The following is a 25090-nucleotide window of genomic DNA, read 5'->3' on the forward strand; positions in this document are numbered from 1 at the left end:
GGGAGCGTGACAAACCAACCGAAGTAACTGCGACACATCAGCCGAAGTTGTGTGCCGCATCAGCCGAAGGCCTTTTGAGACCTGTCACCCGAACTTGCACAGAAGCCATGGTGGGCCGCGGTGGACTCGAACCACCTACCTCCGCGTTATCAGCACGGCGCTCTGCCAGTTGAGCTAGCGGCCCAAACTCTTGGCGAGTCGAGGCGGGGTGCTCCCGAGAACCTTGGCCTTGGAGTCTACTGTGTCGCCCGATTCGACCGCTCGCCCCGGAACAGCCTAGGCCGGACCAGCCGAGTGGGCACGGGGCGAAATGGCAGGGGCGGAAGGATTCGAACCCTCGGCCCTCGGTTTTGGAGACCGATGCTCTGACCAGACTGAGCTACGCCCCTACTCGGCCGAAGGGCAATTCTAACCCAGGCCCAATTTCCCGCCCCGAGCGGCCGATTAGCATCGGGGCATGGCCGCCTTCGTCGCCAACATCGGCGTCAACTCCGCCCACGCCGCCCGCTCTCCGCTTTTCGACGACGGGTCGTTTCAGCTGTTGCCGATCCCGGAAGAGCCCTCGTGGCGGCCGCCGATGCTCCGGCTGAGAGACCTCCCGGAGCTGGCCGCCCTCGCCCCGACAGCCTGGCGCGAGCGCGCCATCCACCTCGACCCCGACCTCAACCGCGCCACGCCGACTTATGGAGACAACTGCCGCCGCGCCGGCCGTGCCTTCAGCCTCCGACGGGCCCAAAGAGGCGATCTAATCGTCTTCCTCGCGCGACTGCATCCCGTATCCGCGCCCGCCGGCTTTCACCTCGTCGGTCGCCTGGTCGTCGAAGAGGTCGTCGCCGATATCAGCGAGGACCCCGGCCCCGGCTGGTGGGATGGCAACGCCCACGTGCGGCGGGCGCGCGCGACCTCGCTGTGGGACTCGTTCTGGGTCTTCAAGGGTGCGCCGGGTAGCGGGCTCTTCCCGCGAGCGGTGCCCTTCGCCAGGTCACAGGCGGAGTCCGTCTTCGGCCACGGCTGGCGATGGCCGCCGCACCGAACCGAGCTCCAGACGATCGGGTCATACACCCGGACTGTGCGCCGCATCGAAGGTGAGGGGGAGGCATGGCTGCGAGCGATCTGCCCGTCCTGATCGTCGGCGACGTCCACGGCGACCTCGAGCGGCTCTTCGACGCGCTGCGCCCTTACCCGGCTGATGAGTGGCACACGATCTTCCTCGGCGACCTCGTCGACTACGGCATGTTCGGCGTCGGCGCCCTGCGCTACGCGCGCGACCGCGCCCACACCACCGTGCTGCTCGGCAACCACGAGGTCGCGATGCTCTGGGCGATCCGCGATCCGGCGCGCATCGGCGCCTGGATGGGCATCGGCGGCCAGCGCCATGACCTCGACGAGCTCGCGCGCGACCCTGATCTCCAGCGCTGGCTGCGCGAGCGACCGGCGATCGTCCGACTTCCCGATCGGACGCTGGTCCAGCACTGCGGCAGCGACGGCTACTCCAACCTGTTCGCGGCCGGCGAGCCCGACCCCGTCGCGGCCGTCAACACGCGCGTGCGCGACCTGCTGATGGATGGAGGCGAATCGACCCTGTGGGACGCGCTCAGCGGACCCAACATCTTTCCGTCCCAGCCGGAGCGACTCGGGCGCTGGCTGGAGATCACCGGCAGCCGCCGCGTCGTGTTCGGTCACAAGCCGCATGCCGGCGCCGTGCCGGAGCGATATCACGGCGGCAAGGCGATCAACTTCGATGGCGCCTTCAGCCGCTCGCACCGCCTGTACCGGAAGCGCCTCTCGCCACCGGGCGCGACCGTCGCCCCCCTTGGACGACTAAGCTGTGAAGAGAGATGCCTAGGGTCCTGACCGCGGGGCAGGCGCGGGGATCACAGGCTCAGAGTGGGCTCGCTCACGCTCAGAACCCCACCCGACCCATGATCTCGGCCGCGCGCATCGCGCGGCGCGTGCGGCAGCTCGGCCGGCACGTGTCCCAGGTTTACGCCGGCATCGACACGCCGCTGTTGCTCATCGTCGTCCTGAAGGGCGCGGCCGTGTTCGCGTCCGACCTCCTACGCAGCCTGAGCATCCCCGCCGAGCTGGAATTCGTGCGCGCCTCCAGCTACGGCTCCGGCACGATCCGGGGCGCGCTCCGGCTCGCGCACATGGTCGACGGTCCGCTCGTCGACCGTCACGTGCTGCTGGTCGAGGACATCGTCGACTCAGGCCACACGCTGCACGCTCTGGTCCGGCGTTTCCGCGGCATGAAGCCGGCGTCTCTGCGGATCGCGGCCCTCCTCGACCGGCCCGCGCGCCGCGCGGTGGGCGTCAACATCGATTTCCTCGGGTTCACCATCCCCGACCGTTTCGTCATCGGCTACGGCCTCGACTACGCCGGCCTGTATCGGGAGCTGCCGAGCATCCACTCCCTGGGTTAAGCGGTCAAACGGACCGCGGCGGGACGGCAGTCCTTGCACGGCCGGTAGCCCGCGGCGAACGCCGCCGCCTCGTCGTGGAGCGGCACCAGGTTGGCCTCGGCCGCCCTCTTCACGTGGTGGCATGTCGGGAAGCAGAAGATCTTGGTGGTGCGCACCCCGTGGTAGCGGACGCCGGCGTGCGCCAGCTCCTCCAGTCGATTCAAACGCACGCCTTCAAGGGTCAGGATCGCGCGCTTCGCGCTGGGCCCCCCGCCCGAGTAGTTGCCGATGGCGCCGTCCGTGCGGACGACCCGGTGGCACGGGATGAAGTACGGGATCGGATTGTGGGCCAGCGCGGTGCCGACGGCGCGGACGGCCGCGGGACGGCCGATCTCACGCGCGATCCAGCCGTAGGGCCGAACCTCGCCGCGCGGTATCTCGCGCGTCTTGCGCAGCACCGCCTGCTCGAATTCGGTGAGGCCGCGCAGGTCGAAACGCAGCCGGCGCTCGCCGCTCAGCTCGGCCTCGATCTTGGCGGCGAGGCCGGGCGGGGCGGGAGCCGCGACCAGCCGCCGGCCGACATCCTGGCCAAACCACCCCTCGAACGCCGCCGCGGAGCTGGAGCGGGCCGCGGCCGAGACCCCCAGCCCGTTCCAGGCGACGAAAACCGGACCGAGCACGGTGTCGAAACACGCGTACGAATCCGCCAGCCCAGCCTGGGCGAGCAGGCGCTCGGCGAACCCGTCGGGCGCCCTGACCTCTCCGAGTCTTGCCAAATCAGTCGTCAGCATGGTCATCGTCGTCTCCTCTCAGCAATCTGAGTCCGCGGTGGACATTCGCCTTGACCGTCCCCACCGGCTGGCCGAGCACCGCCGCCGCCTCCGCATACGAAAGCTCCTGCACGTGGCGCAGGACCACCGCTTCCCGATATCGGCGCGGCAGACCGGCCACGCGAGCGGCAAGATCGTCCATCTCCGCGCGGCGCAGCGCATGCGCTTCGGGGCCGGGGCGGTGATCGGACTCGCTGCCGTTCAGCTCGACCACTCGAGGCCGGACGCCGCGAAGGCGGTTGCGGACGACATTGAGCGCGATGCGATGCAGCCAGGCTTTCTGCTTCAGGTCCCGAACCCGGTCCGGCGGGTATGTGAGCAGGGCACGATACGCGCGCAGAAACGTATCCTGCGCGACCTCCTCCGCATCGGGGCGGTTGCCGGTCATGGCCAGGCTGAAGGCGAACAGGCGGTCCTGGTTCTCTTTAACCATCCGTTCGAACTGACGCTCGACCCCTTCCATCAGATGCTCCCGCAACCGCTCCTGCAACCGCTCCTGCAAATGCCCCGCACACGTCCTTGAACACGACCGGCGGCGGGATGGTTGCAACTCCGGGGGAACCATGATGCGGCCCCCGGTGTACAAGATGCGTTCCGATGGAGGGCCGACCAGAGGACGATTCCGAGCTGCTCGCGCGCGCCCGGCGCGGCGAGGCGGCCGCCTATGAGGAGATCGTGCAGCGCTACCAGCAGGTCGCGTTTCGAACGGCGTACGTCATCACCGGGTCGGCGGCGGACGCCGAGGACGCCGCGCAGGAAGGATTCGTCAAGGCCTACCGCGCCCTCGACCGCTTCCGGCCTGGCGCCGACCTCCGGCCTTGGTTGCTGCGGATCGTCGCCAACGAAGCCCGGAACCGGGTCCGGTCGTCAGTCCGCCGGCATGGGCTGGAACTCCGCCTGGCCGAGGGCTTCCGCCCGGGGGATGCGGCCCCGTCCCCCGAGGCGGCAGCCGTCGCCGCCGAAGACAGGCGCGCCCTGCTCGGCCTGGTCAACAGCCTGGGCGAAGAAGACCGGCTCGTGATCGCGAGCCGCTACTTCCTCGAGCTCAGCGGCGAGGAGACGGCGACGGCGCTGGGCATCCCCGAGGGCACGGTCAAGTCGCGCCTGTCGCGAGCCCTGGCCCGCTTGCGAGCTCGAGTCGGGGAGGCGGCGAATGCCTGAGCTCACCGAGTTGGAGGCACGATTGACTCGCCTGGGCGCCGAGCTGGACTGGCCGGTCACCCCGGACCTTGCGCCCAGGATCAGGTCCCGAATCGCCACCCAGCGCCCGGCGCCACCGCGGTGGTTCTCCAAACCCTGGGCCCTTGCCGCCGCGGCCGTGATCCTGGCGCTCGCCGCCCTGCTCGCCTATGCCCCCGCGCGCGACACCATCGCCGGCTGGATCAACGTGCACGCGCTCATCGAACGCGTCCAACGCCTGCCGGCGCCATCCCCCCATCCGCCGGCCCCCCTGGGCAAGCGTCTGGGGCTTGGCGGCCAGACCACGTTGAAGGCGGCGGCCGGAGCGGTGAAATGGCACGTCCTCGTGCCCGCATCGCTCGGCCCGCCGGACGAGGTCTACCTGCAGCCGTCGCCGGATGGGCCTCCCCAGGGCGAGGTGACGCTGGTGTACTCCCTCCGGCCCGGCATCCCAACCTCAGGCCAGACCGGCGTCGCGGTGCTGGTCACCGAGGCGCGCGGGGCGATCGACGCCAACTTCTTCGGCAAGCTGCTCGGGCCCGGCACGACGCTCGAAGACGTGACCGCCGCCGGGCACCCCGGCTACTGGATCGCCGGCAAGCCGCACGTCTTCTTCCTGGTCGATGCCGAAGGCAACATCCGCGACGAGACTCTGCGCCTGGCCACGAACACGCTGCTGTTCGACGACGGCGGCACGGTCGTGCGCATCGAGGGCGACCTGACCAGAGCACAAGCCCTGGAGATCGCCGCGTCCCTGCATTAGGCGGGCCAGGGAACCCAGCTCGCCCGGGCGGTGTATGGGAGGCGAGGTGAAGAGCATGCGAAGGCTTTTGGCGGCGGTGGGCTTAGCGGTGGTCGCGGCGGGATGTGGCGGCGTCACGGGACCGCAGGCGTCAAGCAGAGATTTCAAGCTCTACGAGGCGGCTTCGACCCAGAGCGCCCAGCTGGTGGCCGTCATCGACTCGCGCTCACACGCGATCGAGCGCCGGCTGCCCTTCGGCACGCCTTCACCTGACTGGCAGCATCTCTATTCAGTCAGCTCCAACCTGCTGATGGACACTGATCCCGCCGGCGGAGCGACGCTCAAGACCCTCAAATTGCCCGGTGATTACCGGTTGCCGCCGGCGACGATCAGCGGCCTGCCGGGCGGCCTGTCGCAGAACGGGCAATGGCTGGTCCTGGAAAGATTCGAACCCGCCTCAACCTCTCTGCCCAGCGCGTCCCACATGGTGGTGGTCGGCACATCCTTCGCCAGGCAGCCGGTGCGCATCGACCTGACCGGCTTCTTCGAGTTCGACGCCATCAGCAACGACGGGCAGCGCCTCTACCTCATCGAGCACGTCTCCCCAACCATCTACCGGGTGCGCATGTTCAACGTCGGGGCCGGGCAGCTGGATCCGAGCATCGTCTTCGACAAGAGCGATGGCAGCCAGGCCATGGCCGGCCTGCGGCTGTCCGGCGTGGCTTCGCCCGACGGCCACTCGCTCTACAGCATGTACGTCCGCGACCAGGCGGGCCCGTTCGTCCACGCCCTCAGCCTCGACGGCCCGATCGCGTTCTGCATCGACCTGCCCGGTTCGGGCTACAACCACAGCGGCGACGGCAGCGGCTTTCACTGGTCGCTCGCTCTCAGCGCCGGCGGTTCGCGCCTCTACGCGGTGAACGCGGCGACCGGGATCGTCAGCGAGATCGACACGGGCAGCGACGCCTCCCCGAAGCTGCTGCGTTCCGCCCACATCGGCGCCATCGGACCGACCTCGGGCCTGTTCGCCCAGGACGCGTACGCCAAAGGGTTCGGCGCCAACCCCGCCGTGCTCAGCCCTGACGGGCGGACGCTGGTCACCGCGGGGGCCTCAGGCGTCGTCTGGATCGACACCGCCACTCTGCACGCCCGCGGCCACGCGCTGACGGGCTGGAGGGTGTGGAGCCTGGCGCTGAGCCCGGATGGAATGACGGTCTACGCGCTCAGCGACGCCGGCAAGATCGCCGAGCTGTCGATGGCGGCTGCGCAAGTGGCGGTGAGCTTTGAGGGTGCCGCCGGCCAGCCGATGGCGCTGATCAGGGTGGAGGCGGCGGCTCCTTAGTCGCGAGCTCGTAGCCGTGGCACCGCAGCACGGGCAGGCGCGGGTACCGTGGGAACGAGGGCTCGGTGAGGGAGCGCTCGCACATCCAGAACGTGCTGTGGGCGCCCGGCACCCTGCGAGAGTGCTTGCAGGAGGCGCAAAGCCCGGGTTCCACGATGCCAAATCATGCCGTCACGGCATGGAGGCGAGGGCTCTGAGCAGGCGATCGAACGAGCTGGTGACGCCGTAGCGCCGGCCCAGGTCCCGCACCCGGTCCGGATCGTCGGGCCAGCGCTGCCGGCGCCCGCGAGGGACTTCGATCGCAAGGTCGCTCACCGGCGGCACCACCCGCTGCGCCTTCTGCAGATACTCCGCCTCAGCTGACCGGAACAGCCCAGCCTCGAGCATGGCGCCCACCGAGCCGTACCGCCTCACCAGGTCGGCCGCCTTCTTGGGACCGACGCCGGCCAGCCCGGGCAGGCCGTCGGAAGGATCGCCGCGCAGGATTGCGAAGTCCGCGTAAGCGCGGCCAGGGATGGAGTAACGGCGCTCCACCTCGGCCTCGTCCACCACCGCGATGCCGCCCTTGTCCGGGTAAAGCACCACCACCTCACGATCCCGGATGAGGGTGAACAGGTCGCGGTCACCGCTGGCGATCTCAACCGGCGGATCCACCTTCGCGACCAGGGACGCGATGATGTCCTCCGCCTCGTACCCCGCCAGCCCGACGGCGTCGACGCCGGCGGCGGCCAGGCAATCCATGATCACCGGCATCTGGGGCTCGAGGTCGTGAGGCACGGGCTCAGCGGTCCGGTGCGTCTTGTAGCTTGGGATCAGCTCGACCCGCCAGTCCGGGCGCCAATCCTCATCGGTCGTCACGGCCACGTGTCGCGGACGGCGGTCGGTGATGTAGCGCGCGAGGTTGTCCATGAAGCCGCGCACGGCGTTGACCAGCGTTCCGTCCGGCGCGCGCGTGGACTGGGGCACGCCGTAGAAAGCGCGGAAGATCAGGCTCGAACCATCGACCAGCAGCCATTCCGGCAAGGCGGCACCATGGTAAGACCGCTGGTTACCATGACGGTGGGTTGAGACGCCGGGCGCGCGCGGGGAGCGCTGCTGCAATGGTCCGGGTTGCAGCCGCGGCGGTGGTCGCGCTCGGCCTGGCCGCCTGCTACAGCTCCAACCCGGGTTCTGGCGCCTCGTCGACCCGGCTCTCCTCGCCCGGGGCCGGACCCGTGACCAACGCCGGCTCCAAAGCCTCCGACCTGCGCACGAGGCTGGACCTCCTGCTCGCCGAGCACGTGATCGTCGTCGCCAAAGAATCCGTCGCCGCGGCCTATCACTCCGACGAGTACGCCGGCTACGCCGGCCTCCTGACCACCAACGGCAGCGCGCTCGCCGGCGTGATGCGGTCCGCCTTCGGCAACAGCGCGGCCACCCAGTTCGAGCAGGTCTGGGCCGTCCATGACGGCTCCTTCGTCGACTACGCGATCGGCCTCGTCACGCACAACGACACCAAGTCCAATGGCGCCATGTCCGCTCTCCTCAACGGATACGTGCCTCAGTTCGCGCGGTTCGTCACCGACACGACCCAGCTCCCGCTCGACCCGATGACGCAGCTCGCGACCGATCAGGTCCTCGAGACGAAGGCCGTGATCGACGACCAGGCGGCGCAGGACTATCCGGCGATGTATGCGGACCTTCGAACCGCGTACGCACACAGCGCTCGCATCGGTGATGCGCTCGCTTCCAGGATGGTGCAGAAGTTCCCGGACAAGTTCCCGGGCAACCCTTCGACCAATGCGGTCGACCTGCGCGTCATCCTCAACGATCTCCTCCAGGAGCACGCCTACCTCGCGACCATGGCCACCGACGCCATCGCCGCCGGCCGCGAGGGGGAACAGACGGCGGCGTCGAGCGCCCTGACCGCCAACGCGGACGCGCTCGGCACCGCGCTCCGCCGGCTGCTCGGGAATACCGCCGGCACGCGGTTCGCCCAGTTGTGGAGCGCTCGAGATGCGGGCCTTGTCGCCTATGCGACCTCCGCCGATGCCGGCGAGAAACAGAGGCTGGCCGGCTCATTCGTGTCGCAATTCGCGAACCTGGTGAACAGCCCGAGCGGTCTCGGCGCCGCGGTCCACGACCAGGTCCTCGCCACCATCAAGGTCATCGACGATCAGCGAGCGAAGGCGTTCGCGCCGCTGGCGGGCGACGACCGCGCGGCCGCGGCGGCGATGCAGCCCATCGCCGATGCGATCGTCGCCGCCGCCGTCGCGCAGCGGTCGGCCGAGCTTGGAGCCTAGCGCCCCCGAACTCTCGGTGACGCTACGCGTGATCCAGCGCGGCGGCGATGATCTCCAGGCCGGTGGCCGCCTCTTCGGGATTGATCACCAGGGGCGGGCTGATCCGCACCGCGCGAGCGCCCGCGGTCAGCAGCAGCAGGCCGCGCTCGAACGCCGCCTGCACGAGCCGCGCCGCCTGGTCGGCGCTCTTGAACTCGATCGCCAGCATCAGGCCCAGCCCGCGGACGTCCGTCACCTGCGTGTGCGTGGACGCGATCTCGCGCAAGCCGTCCTGCAGCAGGGCGCCGACCCGGGCGGCATTCTCGATGAGGCCGTCCTCCAGCAGGTCGAGCGTGGCGAGGGCGGCGGCGCACGCCACAGGGTTGCCGCCGAAGGTGCTGCCGTGCGATCCCGGAGGCCAGCTCATCTGCTCGGCCCGGGCGATGAACGCGCCCAGGGGCAGGCCCGAGGCGATGCCCTTGGCGAGGCATACGATGTCCGGCTCCACTCCCCAGTGCTCCACGCCGAGCAGATGCCCGGTCCGCCCCATGCCGGACTGCACTTCATCGGCCACGAGCAGGATGCCGTGCTTGAGCGTGAGCTCGCGCAGGCGGGGGAGGAAGTCGTCCGGCGGCACGAGGTAGCCGCCCTCGCCCTGGATCGGCTCGACGAAGATCGCCGCCACGCTCTCCGCCGGAGCGACGGTGGCAAACAGCTCCTCCAGGCGCTCCATGGTCTCGTCGGTGGTCACGCCTCGAGCCGCCGACGGGAAGGGCGCGTGAAACACCGACGACAGAAGCGGCGCGAAGCGGCGCCGCTGGCTGGCCTTGGACGCGGTCAGCGAGAGGGCGCCGAACGTGCGGCCGTGGAAGGCGCCGATGAAGGCGATGTAGCTCGGACGCCCGGTCGTGAAGCGCGCCAGCTTCATCGCCCCCTCGATCGCCTCGGCGCCTGAGTTGGTGAAGAACACCTTGGCCGGCGTGCCCGGCAGGATCCTGGCCTCCAGCCGCTCGGCCAGCTCGATCTCGGAGCTGTAGTAGAAGTCCGTGCCCGACATGTGCAGGAAGCGCCTTGCCTGCTCTTCGATCGCGGCCACGACCTTGGGATGGGAGTGGCCCGTTGAGACCACTGCGATCCCGGCGGTGAGGTCCAGGAAGCGGTTGCCGTCGACGTCGGTGACCCAGCATCCCTCGCCGCGTTCCATCACGAAGGGGTAGGTGCGGGTGAAGCTTGGCGACATCGCCCTGGCATCCCGGGCGATCAGCTCGGCGGCCTTGGGCCCGGGCAGGGCGGTCTGGATGAGAGGCTTCACCGTCCGGAACTTACCAGATGAAGCCAACTTTCTCGCTGCGGGCCGCATTCGTGATCCAATGTCCTCGTGACCAAGACGACCAGGACGTTCACGATCCGGCAGGCGACCAGGGATGACCTGAAGGCCGTCGTCGGCATCTATAACTGGGCGGTCAACCAGACCTTTGCCACCATCGACTCCGAGCCCCTCGACACCGAGGAGGCCGCGGCCTGGTGGGAGGCGCACGGCAAGCGATCGAAGCTGATCGTGAGCACTGACGAAAGCGGCGTCATCGGCTGGGCACGCCTGCTCCCCTGGAAGCAGCGCGGCTTCGACGTCGTCGAAGACCTCGTGTACGTCGACCCCGTCCACCAGGGAAGAGGCATCGGCCGGGCGCTGCTGACAGAGCTGATCCAGGAGGCGCGTGGCCTCGGCTACCACACCATCGTCGCCACGATCGCCACCGACAACCGCTCGGGCCTGCAGCTGCACTCGCGGCTCGGTTTCGAGGTCGTGGGCACGATTCGCGACGCCGCCCACAAATTCGATCGCTGGATGGACATCACGCTGGTTCAGCGCCGCCTCGAAGCCTAGCCGGTCACATCCCGGGCGCTGCCTCCATGGGCGCGCCGTTGGCGAAGGCGGGTGGGAAGACCACCTTCATGACGCCGACCGCCTGCCACTGGCCGACCACCGCCGCCGCCCGGGTGTTCTGACCCACGTCCAGGGCGTCCGAGCCCCCAAACCGGACCCCCCCGCCGTTGATGCTGTCGCCGGCGGGCACGTCAACGCCGAGCGCGAGACCGCGAATCGACTCCGAAGTGACCACGCCGGTCGTCTTCGCGAGCACGTCGGCAAAAAAGGTCCAGCCGCCGACGAAGCCGGCCACAGCCGGGATCGACATGGCCGCCCCGCCGTTGCTGTGTTCGTACACCGAACGCGCCTTGGCGAGCAGGGCCCGGCCCGCCGGCGAAAGCGCGGCCGGGCTGACGTCGGCGGCGTCCGGTTTGTCCGCCGCGTAGACGCCGACCGAGTCGGCGCCCAGGCGCTGGCCGAAGGCGGGCATGCAGAAGGCCGAGCTCGTGCCGATGGCGCCTTTGAGGGTCACATGGTGGCGGAGAACGGCTTGCCAGATGGCAATGCCGTCGTCGAGGTAGCTGACGTCCCACAGAAAGTCGGCGCGGTCCGCGGCGAGCCTCGCGGCGATGGCGTCCGGGTCGTAGCCGCGGGGGTCGTATTCGATGACGTCGACCACCTGGATGCCCAGCTGCCGAGCGAGGGCTTCCTCGCCGCCACCCACCGACCGGCCGTAGATGTCGTTGACGCGCACGATCACGGCCCGTGGCGACGAAAGCCTGGATTCCGGGATCAGCACGTCGTGGGTGAACGTGACCGCAATGCGGCCGAGCGAGCTGCCGGTGGCGACGGTGCGGAACACGTAGTGCCGCTGGGCGGTGATGGGATCCGCCACCGCGCCGGTTTCCCAGTAGACGGTCTTCAATTCCTCAGCCCGCGTCGAAGCCGCCGCCGACAGCGTGCTCCCATAGGTGCCGAAAATCGCGGGCACGTGATAATCGCGGACGAGTGAGTCGACGGCGGCTCTGGCGCCATCCGGCGTCACGGCGTCGATCACCTGCAGGCGCACCGGGACCTTCAGCGCTCCGCTTGTCTCGGCCAGCTGGAGCGCGGCCCGCACCCCCGCCAGCTCCTCTTTCCCGCCCGGTGCCTGCGACCCGCTGAGCGGATAGATCGCGCCCAGCACCAGCTCGTGGCTCTGGGGCGGCTGCGACTGCGCGCATGCGGCCGCGATCAAAACAACGAGCGCGATGAGGGCGGCGCGGCGGATCACCAGGCCAGGATATCGACTCCGGCCCTGCGCTCGACGGGGTGGTGACCCCGCCTGACAGGGGGCGCGGTCGGGCCGGGACCCGCTCAGGCTGTGGCCGCGGCCCTCACGCCGTCCGCGCCGCGTGCCTCCGCCAGCTGGCGCTGGAGCTTGGGCGCGGTGGCGTAGCCGTAGTTGACGTGAAGCGCCCGGCCGTCCGCCGACATCACGACGGTGGTCGGAAGCGTGTACACGTGGAACCGATCCGCGAGCGTCCGCTCGGCGATGGCGTCGACCTTGTCGATGCGCACCGGCCCGAGCCTGGCCAGGGCCGGCTCCTGGTGGGTCCGGCACACGGTGCAGCCCTCGCCGGTGAAGTAAAGGAGGTAAGGCTCGGCCGCGGGCTCAGAGGTCGCCGCCGCGGCGCGGCGGCGCGCTCGCGAGGAACGCCAGGTCTCCAGGCAGGCGGCGGCGAGCACCACGATGCCCACCACCGCCAACGCCCAGAGTTGTGCGCTCATCAGGAGGTGCGGGTCGTCCCGGATGACGGGGTGGCCCTGATCAATCCTGCCCGTCCCAGCCGGTAGTAGATCTGGCAGCCGAGGCAGTAGCCGAACGCCAGGTTGACGAACGCCAGCACCGCGACGAGCAGCGCGACCGCCAATCCCACCGCCGGGAGAGGCAGCAGAAGAATCGAAGCGACGGCGAGGAAGACTCCACCCAGGCCCTGGGCGAAGTTGTGAGGTTCCGGCCGGTCCTGCGCCGGTCGCGGCTTGACGATGCCGCGCGGCTTGAGGACCTTGAAGTACAGCTGCTTGAACAACGCCAGGCCCGGGAAGAAGGTGCCCACGAGGAGAACCACCGCGAGCAGCGGGATCAACACGAGCAGCGGCCGGAAGAGCGCGCTGCCGAAGAACGCGACGAGCACGGTCGCCACGATCCCGGTCTGGTTGATTTTCAGCGCCGAGTGGTCAACGGTCTGCATCGTTACTTCTCGATCGGAACCCTGATCGAGCTGCCCCATTCCGTCCACGAACCGTCGTAGTTGCGGACGTCGGGGTAGCCGAGGAGCTCCTTCAGAGCGAACCAGGTGTGAGCCGAGCGCTCGCCGATGCGGCAGTAGGCGATCACCTCTTTGTTGGCCGTGATGCCATTGCCGCCGTAGATCTCCTTCAACTCCTCCACGCTCTTGAAGGTGCCGTCCTCCTTGACCGCGGTCCCCCAGGGGATGCTGACTGCGGTCGGAATGTGGCCGCCTCGCTGAGCGCCCTCCTGAGGGATGTTCTCCGGCGCGATCAGCTCGCCCGAGTACTCCTTGGGCGAGCGCACGTCGACCAGGCCGGCCGTGCCGATCTTCGACAGCACGTGATCCCGGTAGGCCCGGATGTCCTCCCTCGGGGAGCCTTGGAATTGGTAGGAGCTCGCTGCGTAGCCGGGGACTTCCTGGCTGTACGCACGGCCTTCCTTCTCCCACTTGACCCGACCGCCGTCGATGAGCTGGAGCTTGTCGTGGCCGTAGTACTTCAGAGCCCAGTACGCGTACGCCGCGAACCAGTTGTTGAAGTCGCCGTAGAGGACGATCGTGGTGTCGGGGGTGATGCCGCTGCGGCCGAGCAGGCCGGCCAGGGCGTCCTTGCCGGCGATGTCACGGTTGACCTGGTCCTGAAGGTCCTTCCTCCAGTCCCAGCCGACCGCGCCCTCGAGGTGTCCCTTGTCGTACGCGCGGGGGTCGACGTCGACCTCGACCACGCGCAGACCTTTGTCCTTGGCGTGCTCGGCGATCCACTCCGTGGTGACCAGAGCCTGGGTTGTTGTCGATGAGCTCAATTTCAAACCTCCAAAATCCAAATCAAGCAAGCCAATCGAGTGCTTGCAGTCCGGGTGACGAAGCGGTCGAGTGGGCGCGCCGCACGGGCGCGAGCAAACGACCGGTCTAGCTACAGAAGCAGGCCGGGATATGTACCAGGCGCTGGGCAGGCCAGGTGAAATCCTGCATTTGAGGCAATTCTAGCCAACCCCACGGACCGGGCGTCAATTCCCGATGATTAGCGTTCATGGCTCAGATCGGACTGATCAAATACCAGGCCCTCGGCAACGACTACCTGGTCATGGACCTGCCGGGCCCGCTGGACCGGGTCGTGCCCCTCCTGCCCGCCCTCTGCGACCGCAACCTGGGCCTGGGATCGGACGGGCTGTTGGCCTTCGACCCCAAAGCCATGACCGTCCGAATCTTCAATCCCGACCGCTCCGAGGCCCAGAAGAGCGGCAACGGGCTGCGCATCACCGCCGCCCACGCCGTGCTCGAGCACGGGGCGGCCGACAGGTTCGAGCTGCAAACCACGGATCGATCGAACGCGGTGCGGGTCCTGGCTCGGAACGGCGCCGAGATCGTGTGCGAGCTCGACATCGGCCGGCCGTCGTTTCGCGCCGCCGACCTCCCGGCGACGTTCGACGGCGAGCCTGATCGGGTCGTGCTGGACACGCCTGCCGGGCGGGTGGAGGCGATGCTCGTCTCGGTCGGCAACCCTCACTGCGTCGTCTTCGGCCAGCCGGTGACAAAAGACCGATGCGTCGAGCTGGGCCCTTATCTCGAACGTCATCCGGCCTTCCCCGAGCGCACCAACGTCCAGCTCTTCGAGGTGATCGATCGCGCCCGGGTGCGCGTCGAGATCTGGGAGCGGGGGGCGGGCTACACGCTCGCCTCGGGCACGAGCGCGAGCGCCGTGGCCGCCGCCTGCATGCGCGCCGGACTGGTGGACGACCGGGTCACGCTTCAGATGCCGGGCGGCGACCTGAAGGTCCGTCGCGAGGCGGCCGGGAACCTGGTCCAGTCCGGTCCCGCGCGCAGGGTCTACCGCGCGGTGGTCGACCTGGCCGACTTCGGGCTCAGCGAGCCGCGGTAGCCAGCCGCCCGACCGCCGCCGGCAGCTCCGCCAGCCCGCTGACCACCGCGTCGGCCAGCGAGGGGTCGTCCTTCTCGCCCTGCCGGTTGACCCATATCCGCGTGATGCCGAGCTCGCTGGTGGGCCTGATGTCGTGGTAGTAGCTCTGCGCCACGTGGATCCACACGTCGGCTGAGGCGCCGAAGGTGGATTGAAAGAGGCGGAAGTGGGCGGGGTCGGGTTTGTAGGCCGACACGTCCTCGGCGGTGACGACGGCGTCGAACGGCACCGGCAGTCGTCGCTGGGTCAAGGCGATGAGGTCCCGGTCGCAGTTCGTCAGCAGCGCCAGCTTCCAACCGTCACGCCTCAGCCGGCCCAGCGCCGGGCCGACGTCCGCGAACGACGGCCAGTAGGGGATGGTCGACACGAGCGCGGTCGCGTCGTCCGGTTTGAGTTCCAGGCTCAGATGCTGGGCCACCCGCCGGGCCGTGTCGGTGAGCACCGCGCGGTACCTGCGGAACGATCCCTCGTTCTCGACCTCGGCCTCCATTTCGATGTAGGCGCCGAGGAAGTCGGCGCCGCGGCCGGGGAACAGCAGCTCGCCCGTGGTGCGGATGCCGTGCCGCCAGTCGATGAGCGTGCCGAAGCAGTCGAAGGTCAGCCAGCGATTGGCCAATTCCGACTCCCCGCGTGGTCTCGCATTCCCCTCACCCCGGCTTCGGCAGGTACTCCTGGATCGCGTGCGCCAGGTGCTGCATCGTCATCGACTGCAGCCAGACCCGGCCGGGGCCTGTGAGCGCGGCCAGGAAGATGCCGTCACCACCGAAGAAGGCGTTCTTGATGCCCGGCACGGTGGTGATGTTGAAGCCCACCGACTCCTGGTACATGCCGACGTGGCCGGGGTGCACGCGCAGCGTGTTGCCGGGCTGCAGGTCGTAGACGACGACCTCGCCGTGCAGCTCCACCCAGGCCTGGCCCTGGCCCTGGAGACGCTGCATCCTAAAGCCGGTGCCGCCGAAGATGCCGGCGCCCAACCTCTGCTGGAACCCGATCGAGAACTGGACGCCGGGCGTGGCGCACATGAAGCCGTGGCGGTGGACCATGTAGCCCTGGCCCGGAGCGATCTCCATCGGCAGGACCTGGCCGGGCAGCTTGGCGGCGAACGCCAGCAGGCCCGGGCCGCCGGCCGCCGTGTACTCGGTCATGAACAGGGTGCCGCCCGCGACCGCCCGCCCGAGCGCGCCCATGAATCCGCCCTGCTGGCCGCCGGCCGACGTCGAGGTCTGCATCTGGATCGCCATCGACATCCAGGAAAGTTGGCCCGACTCGGCGAAAACCTTGTCGTTCGGCTGCATGTTCAGCTCGAGCACAGGCATCACCGTGCCGACGATCTTCGATTCCATGTTCTCCTCTCGTGAATGGAGGCGGCCGGGTCGGCGCCCACTGTATCAGGCCGTTCGCGCTCTCAAGCGAAGTGGAAATGCGGGTCGATGGTGCGCCGGCGCGCGGTCTTGCGGCCAGGAGTGCGCGAGCACGTGTCGCAAATTCCGACCACCAGCACCTCGGTGCGCACGGGCCTGAAATGATGACCCTCCTCGAGGTGCTTCTCGAGCGCGCTGACCAGCTCTTCCTGGATGTGCAGCACCCCGCCGCAAACCTGGCAGACCGCGTGGTGGTGGTCGCCGGTCGCGAGCTCGTAGTAGGTCGGGCCCTCGCCGAGGTGGGCCGCGTAGACCGAGCCCGACGCCGTGAGCGCCTCCAGCGCCCGATAGACCGTGCTGCGGGGAAAGCCGGGCCTGGTCTCGTGCAGCTCGGAGGCGATCTCATCCGCCGTGCAGTGACCTCCGAGCCGGACGATGGCGTTGTAGACCAGGGTCCGCTGCGCCGTGCGCCGCATGCCTGGGGCGAGCATCAGAGCGAGGGGATGACCCGCAGTGACCGGTCGGCTGTGGTCAGAACGCGACAGCCCTGCTCTTCGACGACCACGTCGTCCTCGATGCGAATGCCGCCCCACCCGGGAAAGTAGACACCGGGCTCGACGGTGAACACCATCCCCGGCTCGAGCACCGTCTGGGAGCCGGGGTCGAGGCTCGGATCTTCGTGGATCTCCAAGCCCAGGCCGTGCCCGATGCGATGGAGGAAACGGTCGCCGAACCCGGCGGCCTCGATCACCCTGCGTGCCGCCGCATCGACCGCGCCGGTCGTCGTCCCGGCTCGCACCGCGGCGATCGCGGCGTCGTGCGCGTCGAGGACCAGTTGATGCATCGCCCGCTGCCGCTCGGCCGGCTCGCCGACGACCCCCATCCGCGTCGTGTCCGCGTGGTAGCCCTCGAACGCGGCGCCGAAGTCGAGCAGGACGAGGTCCCCGGCGGCGAGCCGGCGGCCCGACGCGACCGCGTGCGGAAGCGCTGAGTTGGGGCCCGACGCGGCGATCGATTCGAAGGCCAGCACCCCGCCTGCCGCGCCGATGGCCGCGCCGAGCCGCAACGCGACCTCGAGCTCCGACAGCCCCGCCCGCAACCCGCCGAACACCTCGTCGGTGACGCGATCGGTGATCGCGGCGGCGCGCTGCAGCCTGTCCACCTCGGCGGGGCCCTTGATCAGGCGCAGACGGCGGATCACGGGGGCCACGTCGACCAGCTCGCCGGCGCCGGACCGCTCGCGAAGGGCTTCAGCCGCACGCAGGGTGAGATGCTCTTTCTCGACTCCGAGACGCGGGGACTTCCCGAGTGCGCCGCTGACCAGCTCGTAAGGGTCGTCGCCGTCGCGCCAGGAGACCACCTCAGCGCCCTCAGCATGACGCTCGGCCTTCTCCTGCTCGATGGCGGGAACGATCAAGGTGGCCCCATCGGGCCGCACGGCGAGCGCCATCAGGCGCTCATGTGGCTCGGCGAGAAAGCCCGTCAGGTAGGCGATGGAGACCGGGCGGGTGACATAGACGGCCCTCAGATCGTGCTTCGCCATCCACGCACGGACGTCCGCCAGCTTGGTCGTGGCGGCGGCCGCGGGGCTAGTCAATGCCGACGATGCGAACGCTGTATGAGCCATTGGGAGTCTTGATCTCGACCTCCTCTCCCACGCGATGGCCGATCAGCGCCTTGCCCAGCGCGGACTCGTAGCTGACGCGACCGGCTTTGGGATCGGCCTCGGCGGGACCGACGATGCGATAGGTCTCCGCGTCCGCCCCGTCCTCGGTGAAGCGCACCGTGCTGCCCATGTCGACCACGCCCGTCGGCGCTTTGGCCTCGATCAGGACGTGGTTCTTGACGATCGCCTCCAGGTCGTTGATCCGGGCTTCGATGAAGCCCTGCTCGTTCTTGGCGGCGTGGTATTCGAAGTTCTCCGAAAGATCGCCGAACTCACGGGCGGCCTTGATCTTCGCCGCGATCGCCGGCCGCTTGACTCGCACGAGCTCGTCGAGCTCCTTCTCCACGGCCTCCAGGCCCTCAGGTGTGATGTGAACGTCGTTGGTCATCTAGCGAGTCTAGTGGCCCCGCGCGCGGGCGGCGCGAGTCAAGTCGCCGCGCGCGCGTCCGGCGCGCCCGATTCCATGCCGCACCGGCCGTAACCGTGACGCGAGCCTGCGCCCGCCGTATACAGTCGCGGCATGAGAAGGCTGTTGCTCACCATCGGGATGCTGCTCATGGGGATGGCGCTGGTCGGCGGCGCCGCGGTTTCTCTCGTCGGAACCTCATTACTACCCCTCGACCAGGAGGTCGGCACCCACGCGTCGGCGGCCGGCGCGGTCCTCGGCATCGGCCTCATGGCCGCGGCCATCAACCCCGTCGCCCACGTCGGCTGGGTGCGGGCCGGGATCCTGTACGGGTTCGTCGTGCTCGCATTCGAGGCCGGCTCGTACTACCTCTGGCACGCGCCGTTCCACATCGGCCCGGTGTTCTTCGGCCTGGCCTTCAGCCTGCTGCTGATCGCAACCTATCCGCAGCGCAGTGCCCTGGTGCCGCCCAGGACCCACGCGGCCTCAGCGCGGATATCGTCTTCGATCGCCGCCGCCCCGGCAGTCAAGGCCGCGGCCCCGGCCGAAGCATTGGACCGGGAAACCGAGAGCTAGGTCTTGGGGACCAGCGCCTGGACCTCGGCCATCATCCGGCGCTGGAGCAAAAAGGAGGTGCCGTAGACCGCTCCGGCCAGCGCGGCGCCCGCCAGCACGGCGAGGGCGGTGTGCAGCAGGGCGGGCGAGATGGGTGACAGCGCGACGGCGTTGTCGCCGATGATCGCCCCGAGGGTGAGTGCGACCGGGGTCAGCAGGGGCAGGACCTGCAGCCGCTTCATCACCGCCGGCACCGGCGGCTCGACCCGGCCGACCATTCGCTGGCCCATGACCCCCACCGACTTGACGTGGCGGAGGTTGGGGGTCACGGTCAGGACCACGTTGACCTGGTTGCCGGGCACCTGCTTGAGACGCGCGGGCGGGACCAGGTACTGCTCGACGCCGCCGCGCGTCTGCACCATCATCATGCCGAGCCCCACCGACGTGCTCACCGAGCTGGCCCCGACCAGCTGACCTTGGACCAACTTGGCTTCGGCCTTGCGATCCCTGAGCGCGAGCCGAAACCCCGGCGCGATGAAGCTCGCCAGGAGCGCGATCGGCAGCACCCAGGCCAGGGACGCGGCGATCGCCACCGCAAGGCCGTACACGCCGGGCAGGAAGACGATGAACGCCGCGATGACCAGGACGCACACGACGCCCGCCGCGACCCCGATGTAGCCGAGCCGGATGACGAAGTCAGGCGCGTACCCCTGCAGCATGCCGCCCGCTTCCACAAACCGTTCGCGCTGCCGGCGCGTCTGGCCCGGGGTCGCGGCAGCCGCGGTTTTGGGCTGAACTCTCCGCATCTGCTGGCGGACCTGCCTGACCTGTTTCTTACCCACCCCAGCTCCTCAGAGCGGGAGTGTATCCGGCGGGGGATAGGTGATGCGCCCGGCTTCGACACGTGCGAACGGTGTCAGCGAGTGCAGGGCCCCCTCTTTCCTGCCGGTGATGTGCCTCACCTCGATGCCCCGCACAGTCAGCGCGTCGGAAATCAGCGAGCGATGGCAGCGCCAGGGCACCGCCTCCGCGCACATGATCGCGGTGCGCCGCGCGCCGGCCAGCTCCACCAGCTCGGCGAGAGCCTGCCAGAACGCGTCCTCCTGCATGTAGTCGGCATAACCGCGAAATGAAGGGTTGCGCCAGCCGGCATTCACCGAATCCCGCTTTGGCTTCCGCAACCCCCCGAGGGCGGGCAGGTGCCGGTAGTCGATGCCGCTCGCCGGCAGCGAGCGTTGGAGCGAGGCCTTCGCAAAGTGGGGGAGCCGCCGCGATGCGGGAACGGTGCGAACGTCGACCAGGCGCTCGACGCCGTGGTGGCGCAGCAGGTCGACGAATTCGTCGAGCGTCCGGGTCGAATGCCCGATGGTCAGCAACGATCAGGACGAACGCTGGGACGGGTCCACCGCCGGGACCAGCACGCGCTTTTCGTAAGTCATGCCGCCGAGCAAGAAGCTGCCGGAGAAAAGGAATGCCGGCTCGTAGAAGGTGTGATCGCCGGCAGCGACCACGACGTACACCAGCTCCGCCGCCGTCAGCCGCACCGCGGGCGGCGGGTTGATGTTTCCGGGCGCCGCGGGCGAGGAGGCCAGCGCCGATCGCACCGCCTGGTCGGCGGAGATGATGGGGTAGTCGGCGAAATCGAGGCTCACCGGCAGCGGCCCGCTCACCAGTGCGAGCCGGCCCCCGTTCAGGTCGACCTCGAGGCCGTAACGTTCGCCCTCGCCGTCAACGAGATACGCGTCCCCGTAAGCCGGGACCGGGAACCGGCGCAGGTAGCGCACCTTGGCCTGGTCGCCGGCGGCGTCGACGGTCACGACGTTCGGCCACGCCGGCGCCAGGCTGTGCGCGACAAGGAACGCACCAGCCGCATCGGCGGGCGCAGCGCCATCGGCCGGCTGGGCGGACGCGCTGGCAACCAATGAGAACCACGGCTCCCTGGCCGGCGCCTGCACGGTGGCGCGCACCTGCAGCGTGAAATCGTGGCCGGCGTACGACCCCAGATAGCCTGCCGGTCGAAACTGCAGGGTCGCCCCCAGCGACGCCGCGAACTGATCGGCGGCGGCGGTCGATGGCTCGTGGTACCGGAAGACGGGCGCGCTGGTGGCGCTGACGCTGAGCTCTCCAGCCCAAGTCACGTTCGCGGGCCCGAAGTAGAGGTTGGACCGCGTCTGGTCAGACGGCGCGTAGGGCCCGGTGGCCTGCCTGCCGGACTCCGGGACGGGCGCCGGCACGCGCCCGAAGGCAGCCGCCTGGCCCGGCGCGGCGAAGCTGGCGCCCCCGCGAGACCCTGGCTGCGTGGCGAGGCTCGCGGTGCCGCCGCGGCCTGGGCGCAGGCCGCTGAGCGTGATGATCCCGGCGCCGAGGACGACGATCAGCGCCGCCGCCACGGCTGCCGCCGGAATCGCCGGCGCTTCCCGGACCCCCTGGACCAGCCCGAGCAGGCCGTCCTGCAGCCGCGTCCAAAATGGGCGACGCGACTGCATGCGCAGCCAGAGCTCATCCTCGAAGCCGCGCCGCGGTCGCGTGGTTTCGAAGGCAGCGTCGAGCTCTTTCTGCAGCGCCTGCAGCTCGAGGTCCTCCTCGCGGTCGCTCACTCGCCCCCCCTGTCGACCGCCTCACGCAGCGCCTTCAGGGCGCGGTGATACAGCATCTTGGCGGCGTCCTCACTGCAGCTCATCAGCCTCCCGACCTCCTCGAAACTGAGCCCGGAATGGCGCAGGGAGATCGCGTCACGCTGCCTCTCCGGCAGGCGCGCCACGTGCTGCAGCAGGGCGCGGTACCGCATCCGCTCCTCGGCCATGCCCGCCGGGTCCTCACCGGCGACGGGCTGGTGCTCAATGGTCCGGCGCAGCCGCTCGCGCCGCCCGTGGGCGCGAAAGTGGTCGAGCGTCGCGTTGCGGGCGATGCGGAACAGCCACGCCGCCGGCGTGGCGTTGCGGGCCTCGAAGCGCGCGTATGCCAGGTATGCGTTCATGAACACCACGGCCGTGATGTCCTCGGCGTCGGCCGAGCTCCCCACCTGCGCCCGGACGTAGGCGTAGATGCGACCCAGGTAGTCGCGGTACAGGTCCTCGAACGGCGGCCGGTCGGCGAGCAAGGCCGATTCATGGTATTGGCTGCCTTCAACATCTGAGCCAACGCCCGGCCCGGGGACCTTGTAACGCCTCAGCTCGATGCGCGGCGTGCCGGCTCCGCCCGGCGGTCTAACCCAGGTGTTGCCCTCCCAGCCTCAGGCGTGGAGGGCGGCGCCGACCTCGACCGGCCGGTTGGTGAAGATCGAGTCCGGCTTGCAGAGCTTGCACCAGGCCACCGCCGCCTCGTCATCGACCGTCCACACGCCCACGGCGCCGCCGGCGGCGTGGACCTCCTGGACGAGCTGCGGGTCGGTGGCCCCCCAGTGGGGCGAGTAGACGTCGGCGCCGGCGTCCCGCAGCATGCGAGCCGGGTTGACCGGCCGCGCGCCGACCAGGATCCCGAGCTGCAATCTCGGCTCCATCGCCCGCAGCTGCCGGATCGAGGGGTGATGGAAAGAGACGGCGGCGCACTCGGCGACAGCCCCGAGCTGGCGCAGCATGGCCACCAGCTTGTCCTCCAGGCCGGGGTACTGGACGGGTCCCTGCTTGAGCTCGATCACCAGACCGACCTTGCCGAGCGCCAGCTCGACCACCTCCTGGAGCAGGGGGATCTTCTCGCCTTCACCGGCGTCCAACCGGCGAAGCTCGGACGCGGTGTGGTCGCGGACCAGGCCCGTGCCGTTGGTCGTGCGATCGAGCGTGTGGTCGTGGATGACGACCAGCCGTCCGTCAGACGACAGGTGGACGTCGCATTCGATCAGATCGCAGCCCGCGGCAATGGCCGAGCGAAACGACCGCATGGTGTTTTCGGGGTGCTGGGCAGGGTTGCCGCGGTGGCCGCCGATAAGGGGACGGCCGTCGTCGTGAGCGACCTCGTAGCGTGCGCGGATCGATGGAGTCAAGCCCCGGTCAGTCTAACCGCGCCGGTGGGTGAATCCGGCGCGGGCCGGTCGGTTGGGAACGTAATTCGCGATTGTGGCCGGGTCTGCGACCCGCTTGTCTATAGTGCAGTGGTGACCCCGGTCCAGCCGCGGACCATCGGCGAGCTGCGCGACAGCGGGCACCAGCGCGAAGGCGTCAAGCAGGAGATGCGCCGCAACCTGCTGACCCGGCTTCGCTCGGGCGAGCCGTTGCTCGCGGGCATCGTCGGCTACGACGACACGGTCCTGCCGCAGCTGGCCAACGCCATCATCTCCGGCCACGACGTCATCATGCTCGGCGAGCGGGGGCAGGCGAAGAGCCGGATCATGCGCTCGCTGGTCTCGTTCCTCGACCCCACCGTGCCGGCGGTCGCGGGCTGTGAGATCAGCGACCACCCTTACGCGCCCATATGCCGGCGTTGCCTGGACCTGGTGGCCAGGGATGGGGACGGGGTCGAGGTCGAGTGGATTGACCGCGACCGGCGGTATGGGGAGAAGCTGGCGACGCCGGACATCTCCATCGCCGACCTCATCGGCGAGGTCGATCCGATCAAGGTCGCGGAGGGTCGCTACCTGGCTGACGAGCTGACCATCCACTACGGTCTCCTGCCTCGCACCAACCGCGGGATCTTCGGCATCAACGAGCTGCCGGACCTGGCGGAGCGAATCCAGGTCGGCCTGCTCAACATCATGGAAGAGAAAGACGTGCAGATCCGTGGCTACCGCGTCCGCCTTCCGCTCGACCTCTTCGTCATCGCGAGCGCGAACCCCGAGGACTACACCTCGCGCGGCCGCATCATCACCCCGCTCAAGGACCGGTTCGGTTCGCAGGTGCGCACGCACTACCCGCTGAGCATCGGCGAGGAGATGCAGATCATGGAGGCGGAGCGGCACCCGGTCCCGGAGGACTTCGAGGTGATCCTGCCCACCTTCATGAAGGAGATCGTGGCCGAGCTCACCCACCTCGCGCGCCGCAGCCCGCACATCTCTCAATCGTCCGGCGTGTCGGTGCGCATGTCGATCGCCAACTTCGAGAACCTCGCCAGCAACTCCGTCCGCCGCGCCGCCCGCCTTGGCGAATCCCTGGCCGTGCCGCGCATCACCGACCTCGCGTTCCTCACCTCCTCGACCACCGGCCGCGTGGAGATCGAGGCGCTCGACGAAGGCAAGGAGGAGCAGGTGCTCTCGCGCCTGGAGCGCGGCGCGGTCAGCGCCGTGTTCAGCCGCTATTTCTCGGCCTCGCAGTTCGACGGCATCGTCGCTCACTTCGAGGAAGGCAGCATGCTCGAGGTCGGCGAAGGGATCCCCGCGCGCACGTACACGCGGACCATCGGCGAGCTGCCCGAGATGGCGACGGCATTGAGGAAGCTCGGACTGCCGGACCGGCCCGAGGTGCGAGCCTCCGTGCTCGAGTTCCTGCTCGAGGGCCTGCACCTGAACAAGAGGTTGAACAAGGACGAGGTCGAGGGCCGCGCCGTCTACCGTCGCTAGACTCAGTGGGATGGCTCAGGTCCAGATCGCGTGCGATGCGTGCGGAGCGGAGCTGATACCGCAGGCCGCGTACTGCCAGCGCTGCGGCGCCAGGACCCGCCGTGCCCGCCGCCTGGTGCGCATCGCCATCAGAGCCGAGCTGCTGTTCTTCCTCATGGTCGTGGGCCTGGTGATCGGCTTCACCTGGATCTACGCCACCCAGAAATAGATCGTGGAACTGGAGGAGGACATGCCCGCGGCGGACGTGGTCCTGCTGATGAGCTCCGTGCCTGAGCGCATCGGCGACCTCGTCTACGGCCTGGACGAGGCGCGACTGAAGTACCGCCACGGCCCCGCCTTCCCCACTCTCGGCGGGCTGATCGGCCACCTGCTGGAGGCGGGCTCGAAGGTCGACTCGCTGTTGCGGCACGCCCACCTCGACGGCAAGATGACGGCCGACGTCCGGGCGGCCATCGACCCGGGCCAGGACCCCGAGGGGGAACGTCCGCTGCAGGAGGGGCTCGAGGACTTCGCGCGCGTTCGCCGCCGGACGGTGGATCTCCTGCACGGTTGGGGTAAGAGCGAGTGGGAGCGCACGATCAGCGACCCACGCGGCGGCGGCCTCTCCCTGCTCGAGGTCTGCCGCTTGGTGGCGCGGCACGAGATGGGCCACATCGCACAGATCCGCAACCTCACGGTCCTGCTGCCCGAACCGCAGGACCTCGGACCCCGCCGGCCGGCCGGACCCACCGGCGACTGAGCTCGCTCGGCGACAATGCCATCGTGGCAGAAGACCCGCAGCCAGATTCCGCACCCTCCAC

32 protein-coding genes and 2 tRNA genes are annotated in these 25090 nt (G+C 69.3%); 13 read left to right on the top strand and 21 right to left on the bottom strand.

The features are described 5' to 3' along the window. Positions 1 to 108 precede the first annotated feature (108 nt). Positions 109 to 184 (bottom strand) — tRNA-Ile (locus EPN29_12370). A gap of 127 nt (positions 185 to 311) precedes the next feature. Beyond that, positions 312 to 389: transfer RNA gene (locus tag EPN29_12375), tRNA-Trp, on the bottom strand. A gap of 68 nt (positions 390 to 457) precedes the next feature. On the opposite strand from EPN29_12375, the gene EPN29_12380 reads away from it, so the two are divergent. The 3 genes from EPN29_12380 to hpt are packed head-to-tail and all read left to right on the top strand — an operon-like array spanning position 458 to position 2423. Next, positions 458 to 1126, top strand: a complete 669-nt coding sequence (locus EPN29_12380; protein ID TAN31454.1) for a hypothetical protein — start codon at positions 458 to 460, stop codon at positions 1124 to 1126. Beyond that, positions 1099 to 1854, top strand: coding sequence for a hypothetical protein (locus tag EPN29_12385; GenBank protein ID TAN31455.1), 756 nt, complete (start codon positions 1099 to 1101; stop codon positions 1852 to 1854). Before EPN29_12380 ends, EPN29_12385 begins: the two co-directional genes overlap by 28 nt. After that, on the top strand, positions 1839 to 2423 hold the full coding sequence (hpt, locus tag EPN29_12390; protein ID TAN31456.1) for a hypoxanthine phosphoribosyltransferase: 585 nt from the start codon (positions 1839 to 1841) through the stop codon (positions 2421 to 2423). Before EPN29_12385 ends, hpt begins: the two co-directional genes overlap by 16 nt. Here hpt and EPN29_12395 read toward each other — a convergent pair. Further along, positions 2420 to 3199: a methylated-DNA--[protein]-cysteine S-methyltransferase gene (locus EPN29_12395; GenBank protein TAN31457.1), complete on the bottom strand. Its 780-nt coding sequence runs from the start codon at positions 3197 to 3199 to the stop codon at positions 2420 to 2422. The two genes, hpt and EPN29_12395, sit on opposite strands and share 4 nt — an antisense overlap. After that, entirely contained in the window at positions 3180 to 3818 is a 639-nt protein-coding gene (locus tag EPN29_12400; GenBank protein ID TAN31458.1) for a sigma-70 family RNA polymerase sigma factor, read from the bottom strand. The genes EPN29_12395 and EPN29_12400 overlap by 20 nt, the downstream gene beginning before the upstream one ends. 11 nt (positions 3819 to 3829) lie before the next feature. Here EPN29_12400 and EPN29_12405 point away from each other — a divergent pair, with 11 nt between their 5' ends. From EPN29_12405 to EPN29_12415, 3 genes are read left to right on the top strand one after another with little or no spacing between them, the layout of a single operon-like run. Beyond that, positions 3830 to 4393, top strand: coding sequence for a sigma-70 family RNA polymerase sigma factor (locus EPN29_12405; GenBank protein ID TAN31459.1), 564 nt, complete (start codon positions 3830 to 3832; stop codon positions 4391 to 4393). Then, a complete protein-coding gene (locus EPN29_12410; GenBank protein TAN31460.1) occupies positions 4386 to 5174 on the top strand; it encodes a hypothetical protein in 789 nt (262 codons plus the stop codon). Before EPN29_12405 ends, EPN29_12410 begins: the two co-directional genes overlap by 8 nt. Positions 5175 to 5220: 46 nt before the next feature. After that, positions 5221 to 6495, top strand: coding sequence for a hypothetical protein (locus EPN29_12415; protein ID TAN31461.1), 1275 nt, complete (start codon positions 5221 to 5223; stop codon positions 6493 to 6495). 171 nt (positions 6496 to 6666) lie between these two features. Here EPN29_12415 and EPN29_12420 read toward each other — a convergent pair whose 3' ends face one another. Further along, positions 6667 to 7518: a 5'-3' exonuclease gene (locus tag EPN29_12420; GenBank protein TAN31462.1), complete on the bottom strand. Its 852-nt coding sequence runs from the start codon at positions 7516 to 7518 to the stop codon at positions 6667 to 6669. 77 nt (positions 7519 to 7595) lie between these two features. On the opposite strand from EPN29_12420, the gene EPN29_12425 reads away from it, so the two are divergent. Next, positions 7596 to 8777 (top strand): hypothetical protein, encoded by a 1182-nt coding sequence (locus EPN29_12425; GenBank protein TAN31463.1) that lies wholly within the window; start codon positions 7596 to 7598, stop codon positions 8775 to 8777. A 22-nt stretch (positions 8778 to 8799) separates the two neighbouring features. Here EPN29_12425 and EPN29_12430 read toward each other — a convergent pair whose 3' ends face one another. Next, a complete protein-coding gene (locus EPN29_12430; GenBank protein TAN31464.1) occupies positions 8800 to 10116 on the bottom strand; it encodes an acetyl ornithine aminotransferase family protein in 1317 nt (438 codons plus the stop codon). Between the two features lie 18 nt (positions 10117 to 10134). Between EPN29_12430 and EPN29_12435 the strand changes: the two genes are divergently transcribed. Next, positions 10135 to 10641, top strand: coding sequence for an N-acetyltransferase family protein (locus EPN29_12435; protein ID TAN31465.1), 507 nt, complete (start codon positions 10135 to 10137; stop codon positions 10639 to 10641). Positions 10642 to 10645: 4 nt separating this feature from the next. On the opposite strand, the gene EPN29_12440 is transcribed toward EPN29_12435, so the two are convergent. The 4 genes from EPN29_12440 to EPN29_12455 form a co-directional block, all read right to left on the bottom strand. Then, the gene (locus EPN29_12440) at positions 10646 to 11896 is read right to left on the bottom strand and encodes an amino acid ABC transporter substrate-binding protein (protein ID TAN31466.1); all 1251 of its coding nucleotides are present in this window, start codon (positions 11894 to 11896) and stop codon (positions 10646 to 10648) included. 83 nt (positions 11897 to 11979) lie between these two features. After that, positions 11980 to 12393 (bottom strand): thioredoxin, encoded by a 414-nt coding sequence (locus tag EPN29_12445; GenBank protein TAN31467.1) that lies wholly within the window; start codon positions 12391 to 12393, stop codon positions 11980 to 11982. Continuing rightward, a complete protein-coding gene (locus EPN29_12450; protein ID TAN31468.1) occupies positions 12393 to 12896 on the bottom strand; it encodes a DUF4395 domain-containing protein in 504 nt (167 codons plus the stop codon). Before EPN29_12450 ends, EPN29_12445 begins: the two co-directional genes overlap by 1 nt. Further along, positions 12860 to 13699, bottom strand: coding sequence for a sulfurtransferase (locus EPN29_12455; GenBank protein TAN31469.1), 840 nt, complete (start codon positions 13697 to 13699; stop codon positions 12860 to 12862). Before EPN29_12455 ends, EPN29_12450 begins: the two co-directional genes overlap by 37 nt. A gap of 227 nt (positions 13700 to 13926) precedes the next feature. On the opposite strand from EPN29_12455, the gene dapF reads away from it, so the two are divergent. Beyond that, positions 13927 to 14775, top strand: a complete 849-nt coding sequence (gene dapF / locus EPN29_12460) for a diaminopimelate epimerase (GenBank protein ID TAN31470.1) — start codon at positions 13927 to 13929, stop codon at positions 14773 to 14775. On the opposite strand, the gene EPN29_12465 is transcribed toward dapF, so the two are convergent. The 5 genes from EPN29_12465 to greA form a co-directional block, all read right to left on the bottom strand. Beyond that, positions 14759 to 15415 (bottom strand): HAD family hydrolase, encoded by a 657-nt coding sequence (locus EPN29_12465; GenBank protein ID TAN31605.1) that lies wholly within the window; start codon positions 15413 to 15415, stop codon positions 14759 to 14761. The two genes, dapF and EPN29_12465, sit on opposite strands and share 17 nt — an antisense overlap. Before the next feature lie 46 nt (positions 15416 to 15461). Beyond that, on the bottom strand, positions 15462 to 16157 hold the full coding sequence (locus tag EPN29_12470) for a TIGR00266 family protein (protein TAN31471.1): 696 nt from the start codon (positions 16155 to 16157) through the stop codon (positions 15462 to 15464). Positions 16158 to 16219: 62 nt separating this feature from the next. Continuing rightward, entirely contained in the window at positions 16220 to 16666 is a 447-nt protein-coding gene (locus EPN29_12475; protein TAN31472.1) for a transcriptional repressor, read from the bottom strand. Then, on the bottom strand, positions 16666 to 17802 hold the full coding sequence (locus tag EPN29_12480) for an aminopeptidase P family protein (GenBank protein TAN31473.1): 1137 nt from the start codon (positions 17800 to 17802) through the stop codon (positions 16666 to 16668). The genes EPN29_12475 and EPN29_12480 overlap by 1 nt, the downstream gene beginning before the upstream one ends. Next, entirely contained in the window at positions 17765 to 18229 is a 465-nt protein-coding gene (gene greA / locus EPN29_12485; GenBank protein TAN31474.1) for a transcription elongation factor GreA, read from the bottom strand. The genes EPN29_12480 and greA overlap by 38 nt, the downstream gene beginning before the upstream one ends. A gap of 132 nt (positions 18230 to 18361) precedes the next feature. On the opposite strand from greA, the gene EPN29_12490 reads away from it, so the two are divergent. After that, positions 18362 to 18823 (top strand): hypothetical protein, encoded by a 462-nt coding sequence (locus EPN29_12490; GenBank protein ID TAN31475.1) that lies wholly within the window; start codon positions 18362 to 18364, stop codon positions 18821 to 18823. On the opposite strand, the gene EPN29_12495 is transcribed toward EPN29_12490, so the two are convergent. From EPN29_12495 to EPN29_12520, 6 genes are all read right to left on the bottom strand, one after another. After that, complete coding sequence (locus tag EPN29_12495; protein ID TAN31476.1) at positions 18820 to 19644, bottom strand: hypothetical protein; 825 nt, start codon at positions 19642 to 19644, stop codon at positions 18820 to 18822. The two genes, EPN29_12490 and EPN29_12495, sit on opposite strands and share 4 nt — an antisense overlap. A gap of 9 nt (positions 19645 to 19653) precedes the next feature. Then, entirely contained in the window at positions 19654 to 20178 is a 525-nt protein-coding gene (locus EPN29_12500; GenBank protein TAN31477.1) for a DUF488 domain-containing protein, read from the bottom strand. A 3-nt stretch (positions 20179 to 20181) separates the two neighbouring features. Then, positions 20182 to 21036: a hypothetical protein gene (locus EPN29_12505; GenBank protein ID TAN31478.1), complete on the bottom strand. Its 855-nt coding sequence runs from the start codon at positions 21034 to 21036 to the stop codon at positions 20182 to 20184. Next, on the bottom strand, positions 20978 to 21268 hold the full coding sequence (locus EPN29_12510; protein ID TAN31479.1) for a hypothetical protein: 291 nt from the start codon (positions 21266 to 21268) through the stop codon (positions 20978 to 20980). The genes EPN29_12505 and EPN29_12510 overlap by 59 nt, the downstream gene beginning before the upstream one ends. 127 nt (positions 21269 to 21395) lie before the next feature. Further along, the gene (locus EPN29_12515; protein ID TAN31480.1) at positions 21396 to 21980 is read right to left on the bottom strand and encodes an RNA polymerase sigma factor; all 585 of its coding nucleotides are present in this window, start codon (positions 21978 to 21980) and stop codon (positions 21396 to 21398) included. 54 nt (positions 21981 to 22034) lie between these two features. Next, positions 22035 to 22781 (bottom strand): glycerophosphodiester phosphodiesterase, encoded by a 747-nt coding sequence (locus EPN29_12520; GenBank protein TAN31481.1) that lies wholly within the window; start codon positions 22779 to 22781, stop codon positions 22035 to 22037. Between the two features lie 111 nt (positions 22782 to 22892). Here EPN29_12520 and EPN29_12525 point away from each other — a divergent pair, with 111 nt between their 5' ends. From EPN29_12525 to EPN29_12535, 3 genes are read left to right on the top strand one after another with little or no spacing between them, the layout of a single operon-like run. Beyond that, positions 22893 to 24290, top strand: coding sequence for a magnesium chelatase (locus tag EPN29_12525; protein TAN31482.1), 1398 nt, complete (start codon positions 22893 to 22895; stop codon positions 24288 to 24290). 10 nt (positions 24291 to 24300) lie between these two features. Beyond that, positions 24301 to 24498 carry a hypothetical protein gene (locus EPN29_12530; protein TAN31483.1) on the top strand — a complete coding sequence of 66 codons (198 nt, stop codon included), beginning with the start codon at positions 24301 to 24303 and terminating at the stop codon, positions 24496 to 24498. A gap of 3 nt (positions 24499 to 24501) precedes the next feature. Then, positions 24502 to 25029 carry a DinB family protein gene (locus EPN29_12535; protein ID TAN31484.1) on the top strand — a complete coding sequence of 176 codons (528 nt, stop codon included), beginning with the start codon at positions 24502 to 24504 and terminating at the stop codon, positions 25027 to 25029. The last annotated feature ends 61 nt before the right edge of the window (positions 25030 to 25090 follow it).

The sequence above is a fragment of the bacterium genome (assembly GCA_004299235.1).
Lineage (GTDB): Bacteria > Chloroflexota > Dormibacteria > Dormibacterales > Dormibacteraceae > SCQL01.